The organism is Brevibacterium sp. S111 (assembly GCF_004745075.1).
Lineage (GTDB): Bacteria > Actinomycetota > Actinomycetes > Actinomycetales > Brevibacteriaceae > Brevibacterium.
Map to the genome: position 1 here is coordinate 44,056 of NZ_RHFH01000005.1, position 22,868 is coordinate 66,923.

At 63.8% G+C, this 22,868-nt stretch carries 23 protein-coding genes and 1 pseudogene; 12 read left to right on the forward strand and 12 right to left on the reverse strand.

The genetic code is table 11. From position 1 onward, the window contains the following. Positions 1-11: 11 nt before the first annotated feature. The 4 genes from EB836_RS07070 to EB836_RS07085 all read left to right on the forward strand — a co-directional run bounded on the left by EB836_RS07070 (position 12) and on the right by EB836_RS07085 (position 4,296). Positions 12-1,298, forward strand: a complete 1,287-nt coding sequence (locus EB836_RS07070; RefSeq protein ID WP_167854384.1) for an MFS transporter — start codon at positions 12-14, stop codon at positions 1,296-1,298. Positions 1,299-1,310: 12 nt separating this feature from the next. Continuing rightward, positions 1,311-2,006, forward strand: coding sequence for a response regulator transcription factor (locus tag EB836_RS07075; protein WP_167854385.1), 696 nt, complete (start codon positions 1,311-1,313; stop codon positions 2,004-2,006). A gap of 212 nt (positions 2,007-2,218) precedes the next feature. Then, positions 2,219-3,187, forward strand: coding sequence for a histidine kinase (locus EB836_RS07080; protein ID WP_135538922.1), 969 nt, complete (start codon positions 2,219-2,221; stop codon positions 3,185-3,187). Positions 3,188-3,393: 206 nt separating this feature from the next. Further along, positions 3,394-4,296 carry an IS5 family transposase gene (locus EB836_RS07085; RefSeq protein ID WP_205683327.1) on the forward strand — a complete coding sequence of 301 codons (903 nt, stop codon included), beginning with the start codon at positions 3,394-3,396 and terminating at the stop codon, positions 4,294-4,296. Between the two features lie 164 nt (positions 4,297-4,460). Here EB836_RS07085 and EB836_RS07090 read toward each other — a convergent pair whose 3' ends face one another. From EB836_RS07090 to EB836_RS07120, 6 genes are all read right to left on the reverse strand, one after another. Next, positions 4,461-5,171, reverse strand: a complete 711-nt coding sequence (locus EB836_RS07090) for a serine hydrolase domain-containing protein (protein ID WP_135538923.1) — start codon at positions 5,169-5,171, stop codon at positions 4,461-4,463. A gap of 84 nt (positions 5,172-5,255) precedes the next feature. Next, positions 5,256-5,801: an ATP-binding cassette domain-containing protein gene (locus EB836_RS07095; protein ID WP_135538924.1), complete on the reverse strand. Its 546-nt coding sequence runs from the start codon at positions 5,799-5,801 to the stop codon at positions 5,256-5,258. Beyond that, positions 5,798-6,193: a hypothetical protein gene (locus tag EB836_RS07100; protein WP_135538925.1), complete on the reverse strand. Its 396-nt coding sequence runs from the start codon at positions 6,191-6,193 to the stop codon at positions 5,798-5,800. Before EB836_RS07100 ends, EB836_RS07095 begins: the two co-directional genes overlap by 4 nt. A gap of 1,836 nt (positions 6,194-8,029) precedes the next feature. Beyond that, the gene (locus tag EB836_RS07110) at positions 8,030-9,064 is read right to left on the reverse strand and encodes an IS30 family transposase (RefSeq protein ID WP_135538926.1); all 1,035 of its coding nucleotides are present in this window, start codon (positions 9,062-9,064) and stop codon (positions 8,030-8,032) included. 16 nt (positions 9,065-9,080) lie between these two features. Continuing rightward, entirely contained in the window at positions 9,081-9,710 is a 630-nt protein-coding gene (locus EB836_RS07115) for an ATP-binding cassette domain-containing protein (protein ID WP_135538928.1), read from the reverse strand. A gap of 125 nt (positions 9,711-9,835) precedes the next feature. Further along, positions 9,836-11,248, reverse strand: coding sequence for an MDR family MFS transporter (locus EB836_RS07120; protein WP_135538930.1), 1,413 nt, complete (start codon positions 11,246-11,248; stop codon positions 9,836-9,838). A gap of 69 nt (positions 11,249-11,317) precedes the next feature. Here EB836_RS07120 and EB836_RS07125 point away from each other — a divergent pair, with 69 nt between their 5' ends. Then, positions 11,318-11,923 carry a TetR/AcrR family transcriptional regulator gene (locus EB836_RS07125; RefSeq protein ID WP_135538932.1) on the forward strand — a complete coding sequence of 202 codons (606 nt, stop codon included), beginning with the start codon at positions 11,318-11,320 and terminating at the stop codon, positions 11,921-11,923. Positions 11,924-11,935: 12 nt separating this feature from the next. Here EB836_RS07125 and EB836_RS07130 read toward each other — a convergent pair whose 3' ends face one another. Both EB836_RS07130 and EB836_RS07135 read right to left on the reverse strand, forming a co-directional pair. Further along, complete coding sequence (locus EB836_RS07130; protein WP_135538934.1) at positions 11,936-12,871, reverse strand: CPBP family intramembrane glutamic endopeptidase; 936 nt, start codon at positions 12,869-12,871, stop codon at positions 11,936-11,938. A 25-nt stretch (positions 12,872-12,896) separates the two neighbouring features. After that, a complete protein-coding gene (locus tag EB836_RS07135) occupies positions 12,897-14,144 on the reverse strand; it encodes an integrase (protein WP_135538936.1) in 1,248 nt (415 codons plus the stop codon). A 128-nt stretch (positions 14,145-14,272) separates the two neighbouring features. Between EB836_RS07135 and EB836_RS07140 the strand changes: the two genes are divergently transcribed. From EB836_RS07140 to EB836_RS07170, 7 genes and pseudogenes are all read left to right on the forward strand, one after another. Continuing rightward, entirely contained in the window at positions 14,273-15,301 is a 1,029-nt protein-coding gene (locus tag EB836_RS07140; RefSeq protein ID WP_135538938.1) for a WYL domain-containing protein, read from the forward strand. 206 nt (positions 15,302-15,507) lie between these two features. Further along, the gene (locus tag EB836_RS07145; RefSeq protein WP_135538940.1) at positions 15,508-15,981 is read left to right on the forward strand and encodes a hypothetical protein; all 474 of its coding nucleotides are present in this window, start codon (positions 15,508-15,510) and stop codon (positions 15,979-15,981) included. Then, complete coding sequence (locus EB836_RS07150) at positions 15,978-16,475, forward strand: hypothetical protein (protein ID WP_135538942.1); 498 nt, start codon at positions 15,978-15,980, stop codon at positions 16,473-16,475. The genes EB836_RS07145 and EB836_RS07150 overlap by 4 nt, the downstream gene beginning before the upstream one ends. 167 nt (positions 16,476-16,642) lie before the next feature. Next, a pseudogene (locus EB836_RS18690) lies at positions 16,643-17,524 on the forward strand (glycerophosphodiester phosphodiesterase). A gap of 13 nt (positions 17,525-17,537) precedes the next feature. Next, on the forward strand, positions 17,538-18,317 hold the full coding sequence (locus EB836_RS07160) for a dihydrofolate reductase family protein (protein WP_135538944.1): 780 nt from the start codon (positions 17,538-17,540) through the stop codon (positions 18,315-18,317). Continuing rightward, complete coding sequence (locus EB836_RS07165; protein ID WP_135538946.1) at positions 18,314-18,823, forward strand: flavin reductase family protein; 510 nt, start codon at positions 18,314-18,316, stop codon at positions 18,821-18,823. Before EB836_RS07160 ends, EB836_RS07165 begins: the two co-directional genes overlap by 4 nt. A 329-nt stretch (positions 18,824-19,152) precedes the next feature. After that, positions 19,153-19,365 carry a TrkA C-terminal domain-containing protein gene (locus EB836_RS07170; protein ID WP_240689693.1) on the forward strand — a complete coding sequence of 71 codons (213 nt, stop codon included), beginning with the start codon at positions 19,153-19,155 and terminating at the stop codon, positions 19,363-19,365. An 18-nt stretch (positions 19,366-19,383) separates the two neighbouring features. Here the strand turns inward: EB836_RS07170 and EB836_RS07175 are convergent, their stop codons facing one another. The 4 genes from EB836_RS07175 to ligD form a co-directional block, all read right to left on the reverse strand. Beyond that, positions 19,384-19,806 carry an organic hydroperoxide resistance protein gene (locus tag EB836_RS07175; RefSeq protein WP_135538949.1) on the reverse strand — a complete coding sequence of 141 codons (423 nt, stop codon included), beginning with the start codon at positions 19,804-19,806 and terminating at the stop codon, positions 19,384-19,386. 61 nt (positions 19,807-19,867) lie between these two features. Continuing rightward, positions 19,868-20,284: a ChaB family protein gene (locus tag EB836_RS07180; RefSeq protein ID WP_135538951.1), complete on the reverse strand. Its 417-nt coding sequence runs from the start codon at positions 20,282-20,284 to the stop codon at positions 19,868-19,870. 101 nt (positions 20,285-20,385) lie between these two features. After that, positions 20,386-20,847, reverse strand: coding sequence for a hypothetical protein (locus EB836_RS18695; protein WP_346763079.1), 462 nt, complete (start codon positions 20,845-20,847; stop codon positions 20,386-20,388). Between the two features lie 7 nt (positions 20,848-20,854). Next, positions 20,855-22,855, reverse strand: coding sequence for a non-homologous end-joining DNA ligase (gene ligD / locus EB836_RS07185; RefSeq protein ID WP_346763080.1), 2,001 nt, complete (start codon positions 22,853-22,855; stop codon positions 20,855-20,857). Positions 22,856-22,868 lie beyond the last annotated feature (13 nt).

A 22,868-nucleotide genomic window follows, 5' to 3' on the forward strand; every position in this document is an offset into this window, starting at 1 on the left:
CTGTTCGCCCCTTGCGGCGACAACGCCTCTTCATCGGCTGGTTCGCCTCCGACACGCTCGTCAAAATCGCAGGGTCGTTGACCGCGATGGCACTGCCGCTGCTCCTTGTCAGCGTCCTCGGATCACCCGCTCAGGCCGGGCTTGTCGCCGCAGCGACCAGCATCGGAACTACGCTGGGAATGCTCCCCGGTGGTTTTCTCGCCGACTTCCAGAACCGTCGTGTCACCGTCTTCGTGTGTGCGACCGCCGGTACGTGCCTGCACCTGGCACTCAGCGCCCTCGTGGTGTTCGCACGGCCCGCTCCCGCTGCTCTGTTCCTGCTCCTCGGCACCATCGGCCTGTGCTCGGGGATCATCGCACCAGCCTTCACCGCGACGCTGAAGCGCATCGTTGACCCCCGACAATTCGGGATGGCCGCCAGCGCCGCCGAGGGCCGCAGCGCCGTGATCGAGCTCGCAGTACCTCCTCTCGGCGGATTCCTCTTCGCTATCGCTCCCGTGCTGCCCTTCCTCGTCACCGCCGCCGTGATTCTGGCCGGGGGTCTGCTCTTCCTCACAGCCGATCGCGGACACAATCATGTCGCGCGCCCCTCGATGAGGAACGATGACCACGCACGGCAGCGATCGCTGACCTCTCTCTTGGCCGGCTTCGCCTACCTCTGGCACAACCCGGTGTTACGGACTCTGCTGGTCACTGGCATGATCGCGAACCTCGCGGGATCGGCGGTCCTTGCCGCTGTCGTGTTCGATCTCACCAGCCGCGGAGTCTCACCGGTGACCATCGGGCTCATGGGCACTGCCGTCGCCCTCGGGGCGCTGGTTGGCTCAGGGCTCTCCGCGGTCCTCGTCGACAGGGTCCGTAGCGGACTTCTGATCATCATCGGGCTGCTCTGGATGGGCACGTGCCTTGTGATAGCTGCGATCATCGCCACTCCCATGGCGATCATTGCCCTCTTGGCCATCAGTATGCTTGCCGTGCCTGCGATCAACGCGGTTGTTGGTGGCTATACCGTCGCCGTGGTCCCTGCGCATCTCCAGGGCCGTTCCGATGCCGCGCAGTCGCTGGTGTCCTCCCTGGCATTGCCTCTGGCCCCTGTGATCGCCGGAGTCGGCGTTGAGGTATTCGGGTTCAGCGCGACAGCCGTGGCCTGTGCGGGCCTCGTGGTTCTCAGTGCCATACCCTGCGTGCTCTCCCGCCGCGTACGCTCCATGTCGACCGCAAGCGCCTGGACCGTGCAGAACAGGCCGGAGGGCGCTGACAGGCCTGGGCGTGGTTGCTTGAGTAAGGAGAATCGGTAGATGCTTGATCATATGGATGACACACCCGCGCCAGACGCTGATGACAGTGAACCAGGCAGAATCAGCGTTCTCATCGCCGACGACGAAGCGTTCGTCCGGCAGGCGCTGCGCACGTATCTTGCCACCGACGAGAATCTTGACGTCGTCGGAGAAGCCATCGATGGCGCAACGGTCATTCGACAAGCACGGGAACTCAGCCCCGACGTCGTCCTGATGGACTTGCAGATGCCCGGCACCGACGGCGTGGAGGCCACGCGACAAATCGTCGAGGACGGATTGTCAGCAAAGATCCTCGTCATCACCGGGCATGTCGCTGACACCTTTGTCATCGACAGTCTTCTCGCCGGAGCGTCAGGTTACGTTGTCAAGGACGCAAAGCCGGCTCAGATCATCGGAGCTGTCAAGGATGTCGTGGCCGGTGACCGCCCCATCGACCCGACCGTCACACACCATCTGATCACTCAACTCCAACGCAACGGAACGAGTACCGTTGATGATGCCGATTCTGAATCTCTGCACATCACCGAACGCGAGAAAGAGGTTCTGGACCGACTATGTCAGGGAAAGAGCAATCGCGAGATCGCAGCAGACATGTTCATCTCGGAAACGACCGTGAAATACCATCTGGTGGGACTGATGCGGAAGTTCGAAGTGAGGGGACGCGTGGAACTCGTCGTCGCCGCTTTGCGCCGTGGCGTAGTGACCTAAAGAGTCCGGGCGAGTTCCCCAGACCCCTCCGGTGGGCACTTGCCGTCATCTTCGCCGTCAGCGCCCTCGACGACCTCCGCAACATCGCCGCCTCCGTAGCAGACGCTCCGTCGATCACGCTCCTTGCGGATCTCGGATTCACCTTCGGCTACTTCACCACGATCCTCACACTCGGATGGCGACCGAAATGGACGCTCGCTCCGTTCCTGCTCATGCTCGTCAGCGCCCTCTTCCTCGAAATTGAGTACGGGCCGCTCCTTATGGGCGCGATCATTCTCGCCCTTGCCTCGTATGCGGTAACGATCATCCCGCTCAGCATTATGGTCATCACTGCGCTGGCCTGGGAGATCGGCTGGCGGTTCCTCCATGACGCTGTTGATGACCGACTATTTTGGCCCATTCCTATCGTCATCCTCCTCCTCATCCCCGGCCGGTCCATCCGAATCCTTGTCCAACGCAGCCAGCGAGAACGGGCAGCAGCCATCGCTCAGAAGGAAGCTGCTCGGGAGAGGGAACAGGCTCTCGTGGAGGAGAACAAGCGGCAACGGCTCGTCGTCTCTCGTGAGCTTCATGATGTTGTCGCGCATGAACTCACCCGCATCGCGATGCAGTCCAGTCTCGGCGAGCTCAGTAACGAACCAGACGAGCACCGCCAGGCGCTCAGAGCGATCTCAACGTCAGCTCGCACCGCCATGACCGAGATGAGACGCCTCGTGCGGCTTCTCAATGATGACAACCCTGAGAACACCATCGCGCCACCGGGCGAAGGTATCGGGGCGCTCGAACTGTCGCAGGAACTCGAACGTGCAGCCGGTTATCTCGCGGACCTCGGGTTTCATCCAGACTGGTCGGTCGAGGGTGATCTCAGCCTGATCCCGCCAGGACTCCTTCCAACGAGCGTGACGGTACTGCGGGAAGCAACCACGAACACCGTCAAGCACGGCACGCCTGGCGTCAGATGCCAGCTCTCCATCGTCGTCACCGACGATAAACTCACCATCGAGGTTCGCAACGAACTCTCGCACGGTCTCCTAGACCTTCCCGAGTCCGGAGTAGGGCTGGCGGGTCTACGAGCCCGTGTGACGGACCTCCACGGCACCTTCACATCGGGGCCCCAGAATGGTTGGTGGGAAGTCAGAGCCGTCTTGCCCTTAACCGAGAGCACGACTCCAACTCCCTAGAATCTAGCGCGACAGAGCATTGGGTACCAACCGGGGTAATTGTGTACCCCCGAAGCTCTGGTCGTGCTGGTGGGCGTCACCGTAGGCCTGTGCCAGTTCCCCTACGCCGCGAGCATGAAGGCGGTAGACTGGTGACACCAACAACGGATACCGCCTAGGGCGCGTTGATCAAGTGGTGTCGTGTTCGTGCGGGCGAGTCTTGGGTGGTGGCGCGACGCGAGATCTCGGACGAGGTGTGGGCTGTGATGGAGCCGTTGATGCCGACGGCGTCGGGGCGTTCTCGGCCGTGGTCGGATCACCGGCTCGCGGTCGAGGGGATGGCGTGGAAATACCGCACGGGTGCGCCTTGGCGGGATGTGCCGGAGCGGTTCGGGAAGTGGAACTCGATCTACAAGCGGTTTGCCCGGTGGTCTGAGGATGGCACCTGGGAGAAGCTGCTGGCTGAGGTGCAGAAGCAGGCAGACGCGGCCGGGAAGGTCGACTGGGTTGTGTCGATCGATTCCACGATCGCGCGCGTGCATCAGCACGGCGCGACACTGAAGCGGGACGAGGGGGCTCTCTCGAATCACAAGGATCCGTGGATCGAATCGCCTGACCACGCTATTGGGCGCTCTCGTGGCGGGTTGACCACCAAGCTGCATCTCGTCGCCGATGGGCGCGGCAGGCCGCTGGGGATGGTGATCACGGGAGGGAACGTCAACGACACCACGATGATGACCGCCGTGCTCGAGGACATCTGCGTCCCTCGCGCCGGCAAGGGCAGGCCTCGAACCCGGCCGGAGCGTGTCCTCGCGGACAAGGGCTATCCGTCGAAGGCGAACCGAGCATGGCTGCGCGCCCGGGGCATCGCCGCCACGATCCCCGAACGCGACGACCAGATCGCTCACCGCCGCAGGAAGCCTGGCCGCCCCATCGACTTCGGCCACCAGCAGCAAGAACGCTACAAGGGTCGCAACGTCGTCGAGCGGTGCTTCAATCGCCTCAAGCAGTGGCGCGGGATCGCGATGCGCTCAGACAAGCTGGCCCGCAACTACCGCGCCGGCATCAGCCTCGCTACCACGCTGATCTGGATCAAGACCGAGGTCATTAGCCTGCCAAGCGGGTGGTAGCCGATGCCCTGTGAGAATTTCGCTTGAGGCGTGCAGCGGTCTTGTTGACCCGCCCTGCGTTGTGCCCCAGAGTATGCACAGTAACCGCCTTCAACCCGTCATAGGAAATCCCGACGAACGCGGCATGATCCAAGGTTCCCCCGTCATGCCAGTATTGTTCTCCGTCATCCCCCCCACCCGAATGGTTTTTCCCCAGGCGTTTGCTGTGCGCGGGTAATGGCGTACCGTTCGAGCGCATCGAAGGTGCCGTGGAGGCCTCCCGCGCCGACGAATGGACCAGAAAGCTTCCACTGCCTGCACGCGCGGCCAGTCCAGGTATGGAGGACGGGAACACTATTTGGATCTGGGTCTATCGAGACGTCCGTGACTCCGAGCGGGGTGAAGACGTGTCGCTCCGCGAGCGTCCACCAGTCGTTCCCGGTGGCCACCTCAAGCAGACGCGTGAGGACCGCGTATCCAAGATTCGAGTACTCGAACGAGCCCACAGGGCCGCGCAGTTGCTCTGATATGTCAGGCAAAACGTCGGAGTCGAAACGCTCAGTGGTGTACTTCGCGTAAGGATCGCGAGCATCGGCCGTAGTCTTGATCATTCCCTTGGGCAGCCTCGGTAGCCCCGAGGTGTGTTCCGCAAGACTGCGAACATCCACTTCCCTCGGGAGTCCTGTCTCCGGCAGAAACTCGCTCACGGGCGATGACAAACTGATCGAGCCCTCACGGTCAAGAAGCTCTGCAATCCGGGCAGTGACAGTCTTTGTGACAGATCCCCACTCAAGCATCGGATCCCCCTGGTGCAACGACCCGGTCTGCTCCACCTCGATGCGCGCAGCGTTCCGGAAGCGGTAAGCCTCGCTCTTCGTGCGCACTATCCAGCTCATGACGCCAAGCCTATCTGCGCAGCTCAAAGAGGTCGAAGTAAATGTTCACCGGGCTTTCGCGGAGCGCGGTCAAGGTGCTCCAGCTCACTCAGTAAGATCCGGCGCCAACCCCGAGCAACTGTCCATCGGAACCTGTCGGACTTGTTCAACGCGCCCTAGTTCCTGGCTCGCCTCATCGAGGATGAGATGGGAGGGGTCGCCCAGGAGCGCGGAGGCTATTCCGAGACGCTGATGCATACCGAGGGAGAAGTCTCCGGTACGTTTCTGTGCCACCGCAGTGAGCCCGGTCAGCTCGAGCACTTCAGAGACGCGAGCACGGGGGATTCGAGCAGCGTGCGCTTGCCATGACAAGAAGGTGCGCGCCGGCATTCGCGGCTGACGGCTTCCGGCCTCCAGCATCGCCCCCACCGTCCTTGATGGCATAGGGAGGTCCTGGAATCGTTCTCCGTCGATATCGGCCTTGCCGGCGGTTGGACGGTCGAGCCCCATGATCATTCGCATTGTCGTGGATTTTCCGGCACCATTTGGGCCAAGAAAGCCGGTGATGACACCGCTGGGAACTGTGAAGGAAAGGTCTTCTACGACAACCGTGTCACCGTAGCGTTTGGTGAGGCGGCTGACGGTGATCACGGCAACCACTTCAGTAGCGCTTCTTCCCACTCCGGATTATCCGTCTTTTCGAGGAAGGCCCGGTGGTTGAAAAGGACATAGATAACAACGCCGTCTTTGAGTTCGATAATGATGGGTGCGCCCCACTTCGCCGAGGCGCCGCCGACGAACGCTCCGTAATGCTGGTCGAACTGCCGGGTGACACGACGGACGGATTCCCGGGCGATCGTGATAGATCCCTGCCGTCCCCAGTCAGAAAACTCGAGTTGCTCAGCGGTCAGAGTTGCTTGGCCACGGTGTGGGAACAGAGCTCGTTGATTGATGAGCGCTGCGGCCCGTTTCGTGGCCCTAGCATCAGAGAGTTCCGTGCGAAGTGCGGCGATATACTTGGCAGATTTTACTGAGGAGTTCATAGCTTCGAGTGTAGGAGTGTTGTCCTGTTGTGCGAATCGTCCAAGAGGTTTGAAGCCAGTGACCAAAGTATGAAGTAGTCGGACTCTTCGGAGAACCAGTGGGCAGGGGGACTTGCGGCGGCAGCTGAGGACGGGTCCGGGTCGAGACCCCCGACGATCAGTAGCGACCAAGCAACTGCCCCTCCGAGGACCTCGTCGTTGGCTAACGCTACGGGGTGCAGCGCTGCGCCCACCACTGATCCCTGCGTCCAGTACCACACACGTGAGCATCCCCGTGGTCCAGGTGGAGGCCGTCGAGCGCAGCCATACGCTGGTGACGGTCACCGTCTCCACGCCGTGGCAGTTCGTCTTCTGCCCAACCTGCGGCGTCGTGGCGGCCAGACGCGCACGGCGACGACGCGAGCTGCGTGACGTGCCGGGCCTCGTGCCCGTGCGTTTGATCTGGCGACAGCGCACCTGGCGCATGCCAAACCCTGACGATTCAAAGCCGCGAGATGCCTCGTGTGACGGTTTCGATCAGAGCGATGACTGCCGGTGGCAACCATCGGTACCGCTGAACTCTCCCTTAAGCGGATCGACACTCAACGAGCCACACACCGGGCCGAGGACGACGAGCACACTGCCGTGCTCCGCGAGGCCGAAAAAGGAGCGGTGCGGGTGCGCGCCGAGGTCACCGCGCCGCTGACCGAGCAGGCTGAGCGCGACCGTTCTGCCTATCTCGCCATCGTCGAGGCGGAGGCGACCGCGAGTGCTAGGTTCGGGAAGCGCAAGGCACGCGATGCGTACCGCGGAGCCACTGAGCAGATGCAGGCTGCCCGAACCCACCTCCGCCAGGTTTGGGAGGCCGAGCCGCCACCCACTCCCCAAGCTCTATCCGAATGGGCGGCACAAGTCGTAGCACGACAAGTAGAGAACGACCCCGTGTGCGCGACGTCGACCAGGCCCCCGAAGCTTCCCGCACCGCATCGCCCGCGACGCCCGCGCCCGAGTCGCACTGCTCCGAGCTGAGAGCGAAGAGCTTCACGGCCTCTCGGCGAACGAAGCCGCCAGGCTCATCGAGATCAAACGCGCCGCTGCCGAAGCCCGCGAGACAGCGCTCCGGGAACGGCAACGGCTGCTCCCCGACGAGCAGGACCCCACCCGGAGTGCTCCCCGTCGAGACGGCCCGGCACGCGGCCTCTAGGAGGCAGGCGGCTTGTCCCAGCTGCGCCGCTTGGTCAGGTGCCAGGACCCGCACGACGGGCACTCATAGATCCGCAACGGACCGGCATAGCGTGAGCGGCGCAAAGCGACCCGCGCGGCTCTGAACGGGATGGTGCCTCGTGACAGATCCAGCGGCGCTTACGCCACCGGACCCGCCCAGGGCGCATCGTTCACCTCGACCCCCACACGGCCGTGACCAGTCGCGATCACACCGCAGCCAGGACATCCCTGGACCGGAACGCAGGACTCCATCTCGAGCACCAGACCCGAGGGAGCCTGCGTGACCGCGAGCAGATGAAGGCCAGGGAGGTCGAGAAGAACATCGCATCGGTCGCAGCGATCGAGCGCGGCAGGGCATACGCAACTATGGTTGGGCATCGTCGAGGTCCTCGACGTCTACCTCTAGCTACCTCGCGCCACCGGCGCACCCACACTCAACTCTGAAGAGCCGTTTTTCCGCGATGCTGCGGATGGAGCGACCAGCAGCGATCCCGTGTGATATCTCCTCGCGGTCGGGCAATGTCAGTGATGTAGGTCGAGGACGCGGGACCGGGTAGTAGATACCCCCACGGGGTTTGAGGATGGAGAATACTGATCCCGGGGGTACTCCTACGCTGGGTGAGATGGGTGGTGTCAATGCGTCGAAGCAACATGGGGCTCGTTTGCCAGGAGTCGAGCGAAGGATTCTGTCGGTGTCAGGAAGCCGAGTCGGCGGCGGGGGCGGTTGTTGATCTCCTCCGCGATCGTGGTGAGGTAGGGCTGGTGATCGGGGATCTCGGTGCCCTTGGGGAGGTACTCGCGGTAGAGCCGGTTGGTGTTCTCGTTGCTGGGTCGCTGCCAGGGTGAGTGGGGGTCGGCGAAGTAGACCGGCATCGTCGTGGCCAGCGAGACCTTCGCATGTTGCGCCATCTCGCTGCCCTGGTCCCACGCCAGCGACGCCTTCATCATCTCGGGCAGAGCGTTGAAGTACTCGATGACCGCGTCCGCAGTCCGGCCGGCGTGTTTGGAGGGCAGGGCCAGCAGGCCCGTGAACCCGCTCATCCGCTCTACCAGCGTCGCTGCGCACGAGGTGCCGTTCTTCCCGATGATCAGATCGCCTTCCCAGTGCCCAGGCACTCGGCGCTCAGCGGCGTCCTCGCCCCGGTCCGCGAGCGGGACCATGCCCACGATCGGGCCGCCCCGGGACCAGCCAGTCGTGCGGGGCCGGCGCGTGGTCCGCTTGGACTGCAAGAAGATCCCCCGGCGGGCGAGCTCACCCCGGGGCATCGCATAAATGTACTGGTAGATCGCCTCACCGGAGACGGTCCGGCCGCGTGCATCGGGAGAGTTCGCCATGCGTTCAACGGTCGGGTCTGCGGCTTCGAGGCGCAAGCGGCCAGCGATCTCGTTCGGCGTCCAGGACGCGGCCAGGTCCGCGTCCACCCTGGCCTGCAGCACCGGATCGAGTGCGACCTTCCGCTGCTGCGGACGGGCCCGGCGACGTTGCGCTCTCACGTCCGCGGTCACAGCCTGATAGCCGCGGGTCTTCGTCGAGTTTCGGTGGAGTTCCCTGGAGATCAGCGAGGGGCATCGCCCCAGGTGACGAGCGATCCTCCGCACCGACCAGCCCGCCTTCGACGCTGTGGAGATCTCCGACCTGTCACTGAACGACAACCACACTCGCGCCACCCGTGCACCTCACTGATCAGACCCCCGCCGACCGAGGGTGTTGCTTCGACGCTATGACACCGCCGGTACACTGGAGATACGAAGCACGATACGTATCACCCTTGAGCATGTTCGGCTCGTCGAGGAAGATCAGCGGCGGACGGCTGATCAGGCTCACTGCCAGGTCCAGTCGTCGACGCATCCCACCTGAGAACGTCGACAGCGGTTTGTCGGCGGCCTTCTCCAAGCCGAACTCATCGAGGAGTTCGGCCGCGATCGACTGTGCCGCGCTGCGGGACAGCCCCTGCAGCCGGGCGATGAGTCGGAGATTCTCGCGGCCGGTGAGCTTCTCGTCGACCGAGGCGTACTGGCCGGTGACTCCGATGCGCTGGCGCACTCGATGCGGGTTGCGGGCGACATCGACTCCGAAGATCTCCGCCACTCCCCCGCCGATCGTCAGCAGGGTCGAGAGCATATTGATCGTCGTCGTCTTCCCGGCACCGTTGGGTCCGAGCAGTCCGAAGACCTCCCCGGGGCGGATGTCGAGGTCGATTCCGTCAACGGCGGTGAAGTCTCCGAAGGATTTGCGCAGTCCTCGGATCGACACCGCCGGAATAGTTGATCGGTCCTGTGCGCGTCCGGTGGACGCTGTGCGTGTTTCGTTCATGCCGCCAGTGTTCGCCACTGCGGTTTCATCGTGGTTTCACGGATGGAGCACGGTGGTTTCAACAGTTCGGGCCGGGCTGAAACCGCGGTGAGCTCCGGCGACAGTGACTCGAAGCAGGAGTGGAGTCACTCGGCTTCTTCGGGATTCCTCCGCGGCAGCGACACGGACAGCACCGCGCCGAGCGCGGCGAGCCCCGTTGCCCACCAGAACGCCTGATCAAAGCCGAGCGCGAGCTCGCCGATTGTCGAGGCGCCGTGGGTGGAAGCGGCAAGGACAACCGCGAGCAGTCCAGCCCCGAAGGCTCCGCCGAGCTGACTGGCGATTCTGGTGATGATGCTGGCATCGGGCATCTGGGCGCGGTCGAGTCCGCGGAATCCCAATGCCATGAGCGGAACGGTGACCACGCCGAGACCGGCTCCGCGGACGAGGAGTGAGAGCATGATCAGCCATCGACTCGTGCCGGTGCCGACGAAGGCGAACGGCAGTGTTCCGAGTACGACGATGACGAAGCCGATGACGACGAGCCAGCGCGGACCCATCGCGTCCGAGAGGCGGCCGGCGATCGACCGGCTGGCCAGAGTGCCGATGCCCTGCGGGATGAGCAGCATTCCCGCCTCGAGCACGCTGGAGCCGTGCACCTGCTGAATGAACAGCGGCAGAAGGATCATGGCACCGTAGAGCGCTGTACCCGAAAGGAAGAGCAGCAGCGATGCCGAGGCCAGCGGCCGGCTCTTCAGCAGACGGATATCGACGAGCGGCTGCTCCTTCGTTTTCAGCGTGTGAACGGCGAAGAGGACCACGAGCACCACGCCGGCGATCAGGGGAAGGAGAACATCGACTCTGGCGAAGCCACCGGGCTCGCCGGAATTCGACAGCGCCCACAGGAGCCCGGCGAGCCCTGGAGCCAGCAGAACGAAGCCGAGGCCGTCGAAGGGGACACGTCGGAACGGCTGGTCTCTGGGCAGGATGATGATCGCGAGCGCGATCCCGATGACGCAGAAGGGCACATTCACCCAGAACATCCACGACCAATGCAGGTGCTGGAGAATCGCGCCGCCGACGACGGGCCCGAGGATCGGGCCGAGAACCGCCGGAAGGCTCACCACAGACATGACCTTCCCGATGTTCCTCCCGTGTGCCGCCTGCATGACGATGGTGGCCATGAGCGGCAGCATGATTCCCCCGCCCAAGCCCTGGATCACGCGGAAGGCGATGAGACTGCCGGCACTCCAGGCGAGACTGGACAGAACCGAGCCCACCAGGAACACGGACAGTGCGATGATCCACAGACGTTTGCCGCCGAGGCTCCTCTGCGCCCACCCCGTCACCGGAACGGCGATGCCGAGTGCGAGAAGGTACCCGGTGGTCACCCATTGGATGGTCGCAAATCCGGCATGGAGTTCGCGGGCCAAGGTGCCAAGGCCCACGGCGGCGATCGTCGTGTCGAAGAGCACGGCCAGCGCACCGACGAGCACCGCGCCGGCTGTCCACCAGACGTGTGGGTCGACTCTGGCAGAGGCAGTCTGAGTAGTAGTCATCGCGGAACTCCCGAAGAATTTTAGATACAATCTGTATCTAAATGGTAGAGCGAGATTTTAGGATACGCAATGTCTCTTAATGAGTCACCCGATACGCGACCGCCGCGCCGACGACGCGGCGCCGAGCTCGAGGCAGCCCTTTTGGATGCCGCATGGCAGGAATTTGCCGAGAAGGGGTTCGACGACTTCACCCTCGAGGGATGCGCTGAGCGGGCGCAGACGAGCAGGGCGGTCTTCTACCGCCGCTGGCCGGGCAAGGTCGAGCTGATCAACGCAGCCGCGGTCAGAGCCGGTTCGAGCGAGGAACTGCCGCATCCGGATACGGGTACTCTGCGGGGAGACACACTCGAACTGCTCAGGCACACGAACCGTTCGCGTGCACGCATGGGAATCCAGATGATGATGCGGCTGGGAGGATACTTCGAAGAGACGGGCGGAAGCTTCGCCGACCTGCGCAATTCGTTTCTTTCCCGCCGCTGCAGCGCCATGGACGCGGTCATCGAACGCGCGGCGGAGAGAGACGAGGTCGACCTCGAATCGTTGACGCCGCGCATGATCGCGGTGCCGTTCGACCTCTACCGACAAGAACTGATCATGACGCTCAAGGAGGTGCCCGACGACGTCCTGGAAGCCATCGTTGATGAGGTGTTCCTACCGCTCGTCACACGCAGATGACGGGTGAGCCCGTCAGCGCCGGGCCTCACTTCCAGCGCTTCGATTCCGGTCGGCCCTCCGCCGAGGCACACCGAAGAACAGTGTCCGATCACTGATGACGATCACGGTCGACAGCACCAGCAGCAGACCAGTCTGCAGCACCTTCGAATCAGGGTCGGTCATGAAGAGTTCGGCGGAGACATTGGCTGCGGCATGGAAGACGATGGGGACGATGATGCTGCGCCCGCTGCGGAAATAAAGCCAATTCATCAGCACAACGAAAGCCACCATCGAGGCCGGGAAGTTGAGCGTGTAGAGCAGCCCTGACTTCACGACCTCATTCTGGTAGTAGCCGTCGATGAATGACAGCGGCACATGCCAGAGCGCCCAGATGAGCGTGAACAGCAACGATGCGGAGAAGACTCGCATCTTTCGCACCAGCGTATCGGTCCCGTAGCTGTGCCAGGCGAGCTCCTCGACCACAGCCGCGCCGAGCAAGGTCACCCAGACCGGCATAAGTCCTGATGAGAAGCTGAACCCGGTGCGCAGCTGGAACTGTTCGGTCCCATGCCCGAAGAGCAGAGACAGACCCTGAGCAGCCATGAGGCTGAGAAACGGCAGGGCCACAGCACAGACGACGAAGAACCACCCGCGACCCTTCGGCCGATGCAGGCGATTGACGACATCAGCCACAAGCGCCGGCCGTCGGCGGATGAGAAGGATGACGACGGCGAGCGGAGACAACAGGCCGGCAACGGAGAGGAGCAGAGTTCCGATGAGTACGGGTTCATTCTGGTGCGGCAACCGGCTGAGGAGGGCCGCAAGAGACCAGAAGCCCCACGGAAACGCCGTCGCCAGCACGTAGAACAGGACGGGCCGGTCGTACTCGCTCAGGATCGCCTCGTTCTCCACGACCCCGGTGCGTCCTTGCCCCTGCCCGCTCCACCCCGTCGAAGCCCGCGTCGTCATGGTTCTTGGGAATGGTCAGTCGCTGTCATGTAGCGAGCTCCTCGAGGCGTTTCTGCCAGAACACGATCTCCTCGAAGAGGCGGGCAGGATCGAGTCCGGCCGCGTACTCGATGAGTTCATCCTCTTGGTTCGGTGACATCACCCCAGCGGTGCGAAGACGTTGAAACGGTGTTCTCGGTCCGTCATAGATGCGCCGACGCCAACCGTGCTCATCCTTCTCCCACCCGATCGGCTTGCGCGTGGGGGTGAAGTAGTTGAGCCGGTCGTCGACGGCCCGCCACAGCTCATTGAGCGCATGTCTGGCCGCACCCGAGTCGTACCGACGGATGCCGCCGTACTCGTGCACGAGGTGCTGATGGCGGGACGCTTCGGGAAGCCGGTCCCGTTGGTGATTTTTGAGCACCGGGCTGAAATGGATGTCGAGTTTCCGGGCCCATCGCTCGGTCGCCTCGTGGACCGCTTCGTCGGCATTGTCCAACTCCATCGCGTTGACCCAGAAGGGGATTCCCTGAACCTCGTCGAGCGACCACTCGAGCAGCTCCACGACGGCGGCTGCATCGTTGTTTTCGAGGCTGCGGGTGAATACCCATCCCGTGTGCAGACAGGTGGCGTTGATCGTGAAGATGCAGTTGTGCGGAAGGGTCGGCCCCGCGTGAGCGATAGTGTCGGCGAGGAAGAAGCCGGGCTCGGACGCGTTCGGCCCTGAGGCGAAATCGAGAAACTCCTCGGTGGGGCTGGTGAACCGTTTCGTCGACACGCGACGATCCCGATAGTCAGCTGATCGCGCGGTGCGCAGGTACCGGTCGATGGAGGCCGGACTGACCGTCAGCAGCTCGTCACGGACTCGACTGCTGTAGCCGCCGCGGCCGGGCATCAGCGCACCGTGCCGTTCGGCCGCGTCAAGGAGCTGAGGCATCACCGCGGCCAGATACTTTCCGCTCTGATATCCCGACCATTCCCACACCTTGACGAGCAGGGCCCGTGACTCGGTCGAATACCGGCAGCACCGCGTGCTCGGTTCTCCCCCAGCCGGGCCCTGGGCATCGGATCCGACCGCAGCCGTGTTGTCACTCACCACCCCGGCCGCGAGCTGCGCCAGTCGCCGCCGAGCGTGATCACGCGACCATCCGGTGAGAGTCATGATCTCGTCGAGGATGCGCCCCTTGTCCTTCTTCCGCGCCTCGGAATAGAGGCCCAGAAAGTCACGGACCAGGATCTGCGAATCCGCATTCGAATTGCCGACGATGTCGTGATTATCCTGTTGTTTGCTCATGAACGTCTTTGTTCCTCCGAATTCTGGGGGGGGTCGCATCGTAGTTTTCGATCAACCCCAACTCAATTCGCACGATGCTATTCTGTGATTAGGCAGGAGGTCTTCCTAATCGTCGGAAGACAGCGGAAATGTCACAGACCGCAGCACGGTTGCTCGGATTATTGTCATTGCTGATGGTGCCCAGGACCTGGTCGGGCACGGAACTGGCCGATCGTCTGGAGGTGAGTCCTCGGACCGTTCGGAACGATATCGGTGCGCTGCGCGACATCGGCTACGTCATCGACGGCACCCGCGGCAACGAGGGCGGCTACCGGCTTTCCCCGTTCAATTCGGCCATTCCGCCTCTGCCGCTCGACTCCGATGAGGCGGTGGCCGTCGCTGTCGGCCTCCACTCGGGGCTGAGCTGCATCATCGGCGGTATGGAGGAGACTTCGGCACGAGCATTGGCCAAGCTCGAACACATCCTGCCCGCCACGGTCCGCACCAGGGTGCACTCGCTGGCCCACTTCACCGTTCCGGTCACAGGGAACCAGCCGATGCCGATCGTTGAGCCCGGTCTCATCGTCAGCCTCATCGATCACTGCCACCGACACGAGCGACTGCGTTTCCGCTACCTCCCCGAGGACGCCCCCGGAAGTCAACCGACCGAGGAGCTCCATCTCGAGGTCGAACCCTATCGACTCGTCAACCGCCAGCACCGCTGGTACCTTCTCGCCTTCGACCCCACGGCCGATGATTGGCGGGTCTTCCGCGCCGAACGCATTTCGCCGAAGACTCCCAGTGGGCTCCGCTTCGAACCGCGCCCTCTGCCCGCCCGTGATATCGGCGACTATGTCGAACGGCACTCCATCGGGCCTCGTTGGCGACACTCTGCCACGGTCATCGTCATGGCACCGACCGCCGAAGTGAAGTCGATGATCATGCCCGCAGAAGGCACGGTCGAACCCGTTGACGACGATCGTTCGCTCGTGACCATCGGCGGACAGGATCCGACCACCATGGCGTTGGCCCTGGCAAGGTTGGAGGTCGATTTCGCTGTCGTCGACAGTTCCGAGCTCCGCGACAGTCTGCAGACGCTGGCGGACCGGTTGGGACGAGCAGCTGAGCAGAACAAGGCCGTCGGTCAACCGGATCGCCCCTCGGACATCTCTGGGTGAAAGGTTCAATCGCACAGTGAGCGCATTGTGCGATTGTGCGGAATTTGGCGGGCATGACCGGTGAGTCGTGTCCATTCATTGTGCCCAGATAATCCCCGACTGTAACTTTTCTGGACGCCTTTCAATCACAGATGAACATGATCTCGACTAATCGTCTGATGAAGAATTCGAAGAAAACAGGCTTGTCCCCCGAATGGAGAACATCGATGCTCGTGCTGTTCCGACACGCTTTCATCGTCCTGGCAGCCGTCCCCCTCATAGCAGGATCCATCCCCGCCGAGGCGGTCCCGAAGAGCACGGATCCCCTCGGCCCCGAATCCGCCCAGTCCCTCGATATCCGTCCGCGCCAGATCGCCAGCGAGGAGTTCGTCACCGGAAAGAACTCGGTGCGTATCTCCGTCGAGGGCCTGTATCCGGACGAGGAGGTGCGACTCGATGTCGATGCCGCACCCCGCGAGATCGACGACTTCCAGCAGACGAAGCGGGTCGGTCAGAACGGGTCGGTGACCTTTGACGTCATGGGAGTCTCCGCATCGGACCCGAACCGGTATGCCGGGAACTACCGAGCTCAGGTCATCACCATCGGCGGAGACCGCACGGAACGGATGACCGCCGCGTTCACCGTGATCGCGGTCGCGCCCCACACTGACCGTCTCAAACTCGACAGCGTTCCCCGATGAGCAGCGACCGTTCATCTGCCGCACCCGCAGCGACCTTCCACGCCGAGCAGCTGACCACCCGCATCGGCAAGGTGAACCGCACCTACGCCCGCTTCTACGGTCCAATGTCGCTGCTGGTCATGCTCATGTCGTTCTTCCCCTACTACTCTCAGGGGGCCGAAAGCACGACGACCTACGGAAATCTGTGGCAGGAGGTCCTCCTCACCGGTCACGACACCGATGTCTTCGCCCTGGTCGTGCTGCTCCTCACCGCCGGATTGCTGGTCCCGGCCTCGGCTGGAAGGGTCTCGACGACCGGGCTCATCGGCATCCTCACCGGCTCGATCATCATCGGGTGCACGCTCCTGCAGTCGCCGGGCTATGTCAGCCCACCGGCGCTCACGATTTTCGGCATCGTCGATATCGTGCTGAGCTTCCTCATCGCATCCGTCGCCGTCATCCACGCCTTCCACCTGTTCGCCCTCGACCTCGAATTCCAGCAGCGCTTGAGCTGACGACGTCGGCCTCCGAGTCCGTCGGCCGCACGAACCGACACCTACGGCTCGAAGCGCCCTCGTCTCTCGCCTCCGGCCCGACCGTTCTCTGCCCGTTCGCCTGACCGGCCGGCGGCGTTCACGGCGTCTTCGCCGCAAGGTCGCCTGCTCTCCGTAGCGTCACCGGCATGACACCACAGAGAGCGACATCCACCCGTTTCCGTCCCGTGACGATCTTCGCCACTGCAGTGCTCGCCGCCTCCGCTGCCTTCGGCATCGGCCTTGCCCCCGCCTCGGCCGCCTCCCTCGGCTCGAGCGACGATGCACCGGGACTCGCTTCACCCGGTGACCACGACTTCGCAGCCCCTGACAGAGTCGCCGACGTCGCCTTCCCCACCACGATCTCCCACCGCGGCGGAGCCGACGTCTACCCCGAGGAATCGATGGAAGGATTCACCGCCTCGGCGAAGGACGGGTTCCTCCCGGAGATGGATATCCAGTTCCTCGAGGACGGCACCCCGGTCCTCATCCACGATGACACCGCCGACCGCACTCTCAACGGTGTCAGCTGACCCATTCGGGATCTCAGCCGGGAGGAATGGGACTCGGCGACGATCAAGCACCCCACCGGCGGAGAAGAGGCCGCGACGGTCACTCTCGACGAACTCCTCGACGAGATGGGCGGCGAGGTCGTCATGGCGCCCGAGATCAAGCCCGGGGCCACCTCGGCGGAGGTCGTTCAGGTCCTCGACGAATTCGACGAACGCGGACTTGCCGACTCCCTCATCGTCCAGTCCTTCGACTTCGAAGCGGCGAAGACGATCGCCGAACGCGGGTACACCTCGCTCTACCTCATGGGCGCCACCCTGCCGAAGGAATCACCTCAGGAGATCGCCGAAGCCGGCATCGAATGGGTGGGACCGAGCGCGAAGATGCCGACGAACACCATGCGCACACTCGACAAGGCCGGCTTCCACGTCGCCCCCTACACCCTCGATACCGCGAAGGACGGGCACCGACTGCCCGGATGGATCGACGGATTCTTCACCGACGATGCCTGGAGCAGATGAGTAGACTGCACGGATGGAGCCTCTCGAACGCAGTGCACCGATCCCGGACCCGCTGACGCCCTACCTCGAGGTCGACCGGTCTCAGCCGCGGCACGAATGCTGGGTGACCGGACACATGGTCGCCGGCCTCGACGGCACCGCCGCCATCCACGGCCGCGTCGGCGCACTGTCGACGGCACCCGATCAGGAACTGTTCCGACGGATGCGCCAGGTCGCCGATGTCGTCATGGTCGGTGCGCAGACGGTGCGCAACGAAGGATACGCACCGATACGGCTGAGTCAGGACGCTCAGGAGCAGCGGCGCCGAGGCGGCCAGTCCGCGATGCCGCCGGTGGCCGTGGTCAGCCGCAGCCTCGACCTCGACTGGTCATCATCGGTCTTCGCCGCCGCCCCTGACCATGCCAGGACGCTCGTCATCACCTGTTCGAAGGCGGACCCCGGTCGCCTGGCGGCTGCCGAGAAGGCGGCGACGGTGATCATCGCCGGCGAAGACCGGGTCGAGCCGGCAGCGGCCCTGCAGGCCCTGGCCGGGCTCGGGCATCGTGTCGTCCTCTGCGAGGGCGGGCCCAGGTGGCTCGGCGAACTCGTCGCCGCCGACCGTCTCGACGAGCTGTGCCTGTCGATCTCCCCGCTCATGGGCGGCGATCCGCTGCCGGTGAGCATCGCACCGTCGGGAGCGGGCATCGCCGACTTCGACCTCAAGTCCACGATGGTCGAGGACAGCACGCTCTTCCTCCGCTACGAGGCGGCCGCGGCGAAGACCCCGGCAGACGCTGAGAGGAGCCCGAAATGAGTGAGACGGGAATCGACGACCTCATGGCCTCGGTCGACTCTGCGCTGATCGTGGTCACCACCTCAGCGGAAGGGGAACCGGCCGGGTGCCTGGTCGGATTCCACACCCAATCGAGCATCTCACCGGAGCAGTACTGCTTCTGGCTGTCGAAGGCCAACCACACCTACCGGGTCAGCCTGCGGTCGACTCGCTTCGCCGTCCATTTCCTCACCTCCGCTGACCTCGAGTTGGCCCGCCACTTCGGGTCGCAGACGGGTGAGGACACGAACAAGTTCGCCGACCTCGACCACACCACCGCCGAGGAGGGGGTGCCCCTGCTGACGGATCTGCCGAACCGTATCCTCGTCGAACGCCTCGCCATGCTCGACGACGGAGGCGACCATGTGGCCAACACCTGCCGGGTGCTCTGGGCGGAGTCGGCCGGGTCCTTCGAGCCATTGCGTGCCTCGCAGGTCGGTGGCCTCTCCCCCGGTCATTCCAGCGAGGAACGTGCTGTGCATCCCTAGCCGTCGGCGCCCGCCTTGGCCCAGACGGCACAGCCTCGTTCAGCAGTCGGCTCTCACTCTGGAACGTGCGCCGATTAATGAGGCTGCACCAAAGACGACCCTTTGTGACCTTGGCGAACAGCAGTACTGTCGAGCCATGGTGACAATGGCGGAAGTCATTCGGAGTCGACAGCATGCCGTCTGTCCATAATCCTCATCGCAATGCCATCGACCGTGTGGTCGTGACCAATCTGGCCGCCTGCTCATCGGAACAGGCCTGCTGATGCTGCCCGCCGCGACAACCACTCCCGGCGGTATCTCGCTGCTGTCTACTCTTTTCACTGCGACCGGTGCGCATCTCGGATCCGCCGCTGGCCTCATTCGACATCAAGCGCGAATACGGAGTCAGCGTGGTGGCGTTCAGGCGGGACGGCGAGGAGAGCTGGGACATCGCCGATCAGGATGTCACTCTCTACGCCAACGATGAGATCCTCATCGCGGGAAGCCCCCGAGAGGTGGAGGACTTCAGCACCCTCGACGAAGAGGACGACGAGGAGGACTGAAGTCCCGAACCACTGCTCTCAGACGGCGACGACTTCGACCGGGATATTGCCGCGGGTGGCCTTGGAGTACGGGCAGAGTTCGTGGGTGCGGTCGACGAGCTTCTGTGCGGTCTCGTGATCGACATCGGGAATGGAGACCTCGAGCCTGACCGACAGTCCGAAGCTCTCACCCTCCTTGCCGATTCCCACCTGCGAGTTGACCACCGACTTCGAGGTGTCGATGCCCTGTTCCTTTCCGGCCAGGCCGAGTGCGCCCTGGAAGCAGGCTCCGTAGCCGACGGCGAAGAGCTGTTCGGGGTTGGTTCCGCCGCCCGGTCCTCCCTGCTCCTTCGGCGTGCGCAGATCGACGTCGACCATCTTGTCGTCGGTGGCTCCGTGTCCGTCTCGGCCACCGGTGATCTGGGCCTTCGCGGTGTAGGCGATGCTCTCAGGTGTGTTCAACTTCTTCTCCTTCTCGTCCGGGCTGAAATTGATTCAGCCGTGTGCTTTCGTGCTGGGCTGTTCAGGACCTGTTCTTCGTCTTCCGGCTGCTTTCGCGTTCGAGCGCTTCGACGAGTTCGTCCTTGGTCATGGTCGAGCGGCCAGAGATGCCGAGTCGCTTCGCCTCTGCATAGAGGTGCTCCTTCGAGGCATTCGCATCGACACCGCCGGCTGTCTGACGGTTGGTGTTCTTCCCGCCCTTGCTCTGGGAATCGGAAGGCCCGGGCGCAGGTTTGGCCTCCCACCGGTCGCCGACCTTCTCAAAGGTGTGTTTGAGCGCATCGTAGGCGACTCGGTGGGCCCGTTCCTCATCGTGATACTCATCCATCGCCGAGTCGTAGGCCTTGGCGAACGTGCGCTGAGCCTTCTGGCTCGACCGTTTCAGTGTTGCGGGCAGCTCCGACTTCTTCGGGGTTCCCGAACTGGTGGTTTTCGGCATGATGACCACTTCTCCTCAAGGTGTCGAGGTCATGGTGCCACTGACACTAACGCAGTTCCCCCGTTCATGTAAGGGGGCGCAGAGTCGGCAGCGATCCCCGTTCAGATACGGACGTCACCCGGGTCGACGTCATCGCGCAGGCCCCGCCAGATGGGGTGGCGCAACCGTCCTGCATCGGTCTCTCCTGCGTAGCGGACTTCACCGACCAAGGCGGGCCGGACCCAGTGAGCATCACGTGATTCGGCGTCCGGAACCTCGAGCGGCGGTGTCTTCCGTGACAACCGGTCGAGGCTGCGGCGCAGCGAGCGCAGCCCGTGTTCGTCGAAGCCGGAGCCGACGCGGCCCAGATAGACGAGATCGTTTCCGTCATAGGCTGCCAGCAGGAGGGAGGCGAAGGTCGGCGAGCGCTCTCCGGTGCCGGTGCGCCAGCCCACGATGATCACGTCTCGGGTCATGGAGTGCTTGAGCTTCACCCACGTCTGCGTGCGTCGACCCGAGAGGTAGACGCTGTCTCTCCGCTTGGCCATGACGCCTTCGAGTCCGAGCTGCTTGCTGGACTCCATCGCTTCGTCAATGCTTCCCTCGAAGGCTTCCGGGACATGGATGCTCTCGCCCTCGGACACGTGGCCCCCCCAGCCGCTGCCGCCGATCGACATAGGGCACGCGCAGGAGGGAGTCCTCTCCTGCCTCGAGCACGTCGAAGACCATGAGGTGCACGGGCGTCCTCCGACGCTCGCGCTCGACGTCGGCCGTGCGGCTCAGCCCCATGCGCCGCTGGAGACGCCCGAAGTCGGGGCGGCTGCCGGGCCCGAGGGCGACGATCTCTCCGTCGAGGACGCAGTCGGAGTCGACGCAGTCCGCCAGTTCCGCCAATTCGGGATAGGTCTGAGTCATGTCCTTCCCGTTGCGGCTGGTGAGGACGACTCCTCCGGGAGAGTCTCCGCTGGCTGCTCTCACCGTCGCGAGGGCACGGATCCCGTCCCATTTCATTTCGAACGCCCAGTCCTCGGCTTCTCGTCGTACCGAGCCGAGGTCTCCGATGCGAGCGAGCATCGGCTGGATGTCCGATGCTCGCGGCCCTCCGTCCTGGCCGGTCGCAGACTTCGAAGTCTGGTCGGACTTCGACTCTCTCCCGGTGATGAGGTGGATCATCCAGTTTTTTTCGGGGTCCTTGTTCGGACCATGCTCACCGGTGTTGAACAGGGCGAAGCGGCGCACTCCCCCGAGCCCGCCGTCCTTCCGGCCGTGGAGGACGGCGATGATCTCATGCCCGTCCTCCCACTTCTCGACCTCACAGGTCCCGGCGTCCCAGATCGAGACCTCGCCGGCGCCGTATTGGCCCTTGGGGATCCGTCCTTCGAAGTCGGCGTACTCGAGCGGATGGTCCTCGGTCTGCACGGCCAGACGGTTGTGCTTCGGATCGGTCGGCGGGCCCTTCGGCAGCGCCCAGGAGACGAGCACCCCTTCGTGTTCGAGCCGGAAGTCCCAGTGCAGGCTGCTGGCATGGTGTTCCTGGATGACGAAGCTGAGGTCGCGTCCGCTCGTACCGTGCCTGTCGGGGATAGGTTCGCTCGTGTGCTTCGGATCCCGTTTGCTCCGATAGATCTCCAATCGATCGCGCTCGGGTTCCTGCGGTGCTTCGACACTGCCGCCGGTCGCCTCGGTGAGGGGCTCGAGCAGGTCTCCGTCGTTGTCGAGACGGTCGAGGACCTCTTCGAAACGCAGCTGTTCGACAGTCGTCGGATCATCGAATTCGGGCCAGGTGCGGGGCGCGGCGACCGTCGGAGCGAGTCGACCGCGCAGGGAGTAGGGGGCGACGGTGGTCTTCGCCGCCGAGTTCTGCGACCAGTCGATGAGCACTCTGTTCTGCCGCAGGGTCTTCTTCATCGCCGAGACGATGAGGTCCTTGTGGTCGGCTTCCAGGCTGCGGGCAAGTTCGTGGGCGACATCGGAGATCTCCTGGGACGTCGCGGTCTCGTCCAGCGGAGCGTAGAGGTGGACACCTTTCGAGCCGCTGGTGACGGGGAATACGTCGAGGCCCATTCCGTCGAGCAGCTCGCGGACGAGCTGGGCGACTTCGACACAGTCGGCCAAGCCCCGTCCCGGTCCGGGGTCGAGGTCGAAGACCATCCGATCGGGGTGCCTGCTGTCCGAGGAGATGGTGCCGGGATCCTTCGCCCCGCTTCGCACCGTCCACTGCGGCACATGGATCTCGAGTGAAGCCATTTGGGCCAGATACGTCAGCGTCGCCAGGTCGTTGACCAGCGGGTACCGCTTGGATCCGGTGGAATGGCGGATCGCGCGCGAGGGGATCCACGACGGGGCGGAGTCGGGCAGATCCTTCTCGAAGAACACCTGTCCCGGCTCCTCGGCCGTGCCGACGCCGTCGACCCAGCGTTTGCGCGTAGCGATGCGATCCCGAGCATGACGGATGAACGGCTCGGCGACCCTGGCGAAGTAGTCGAGGACTTCGCCCTTGGTCGTCCCCGTCTCCGGGTAGAGGGTCTTGTCGAGGTTGGTCAGCGTCAGCCGATGGCCGTCGACGGTGACCTTCTGCTCCTGACGTGGCATGGGCACCTCCTGT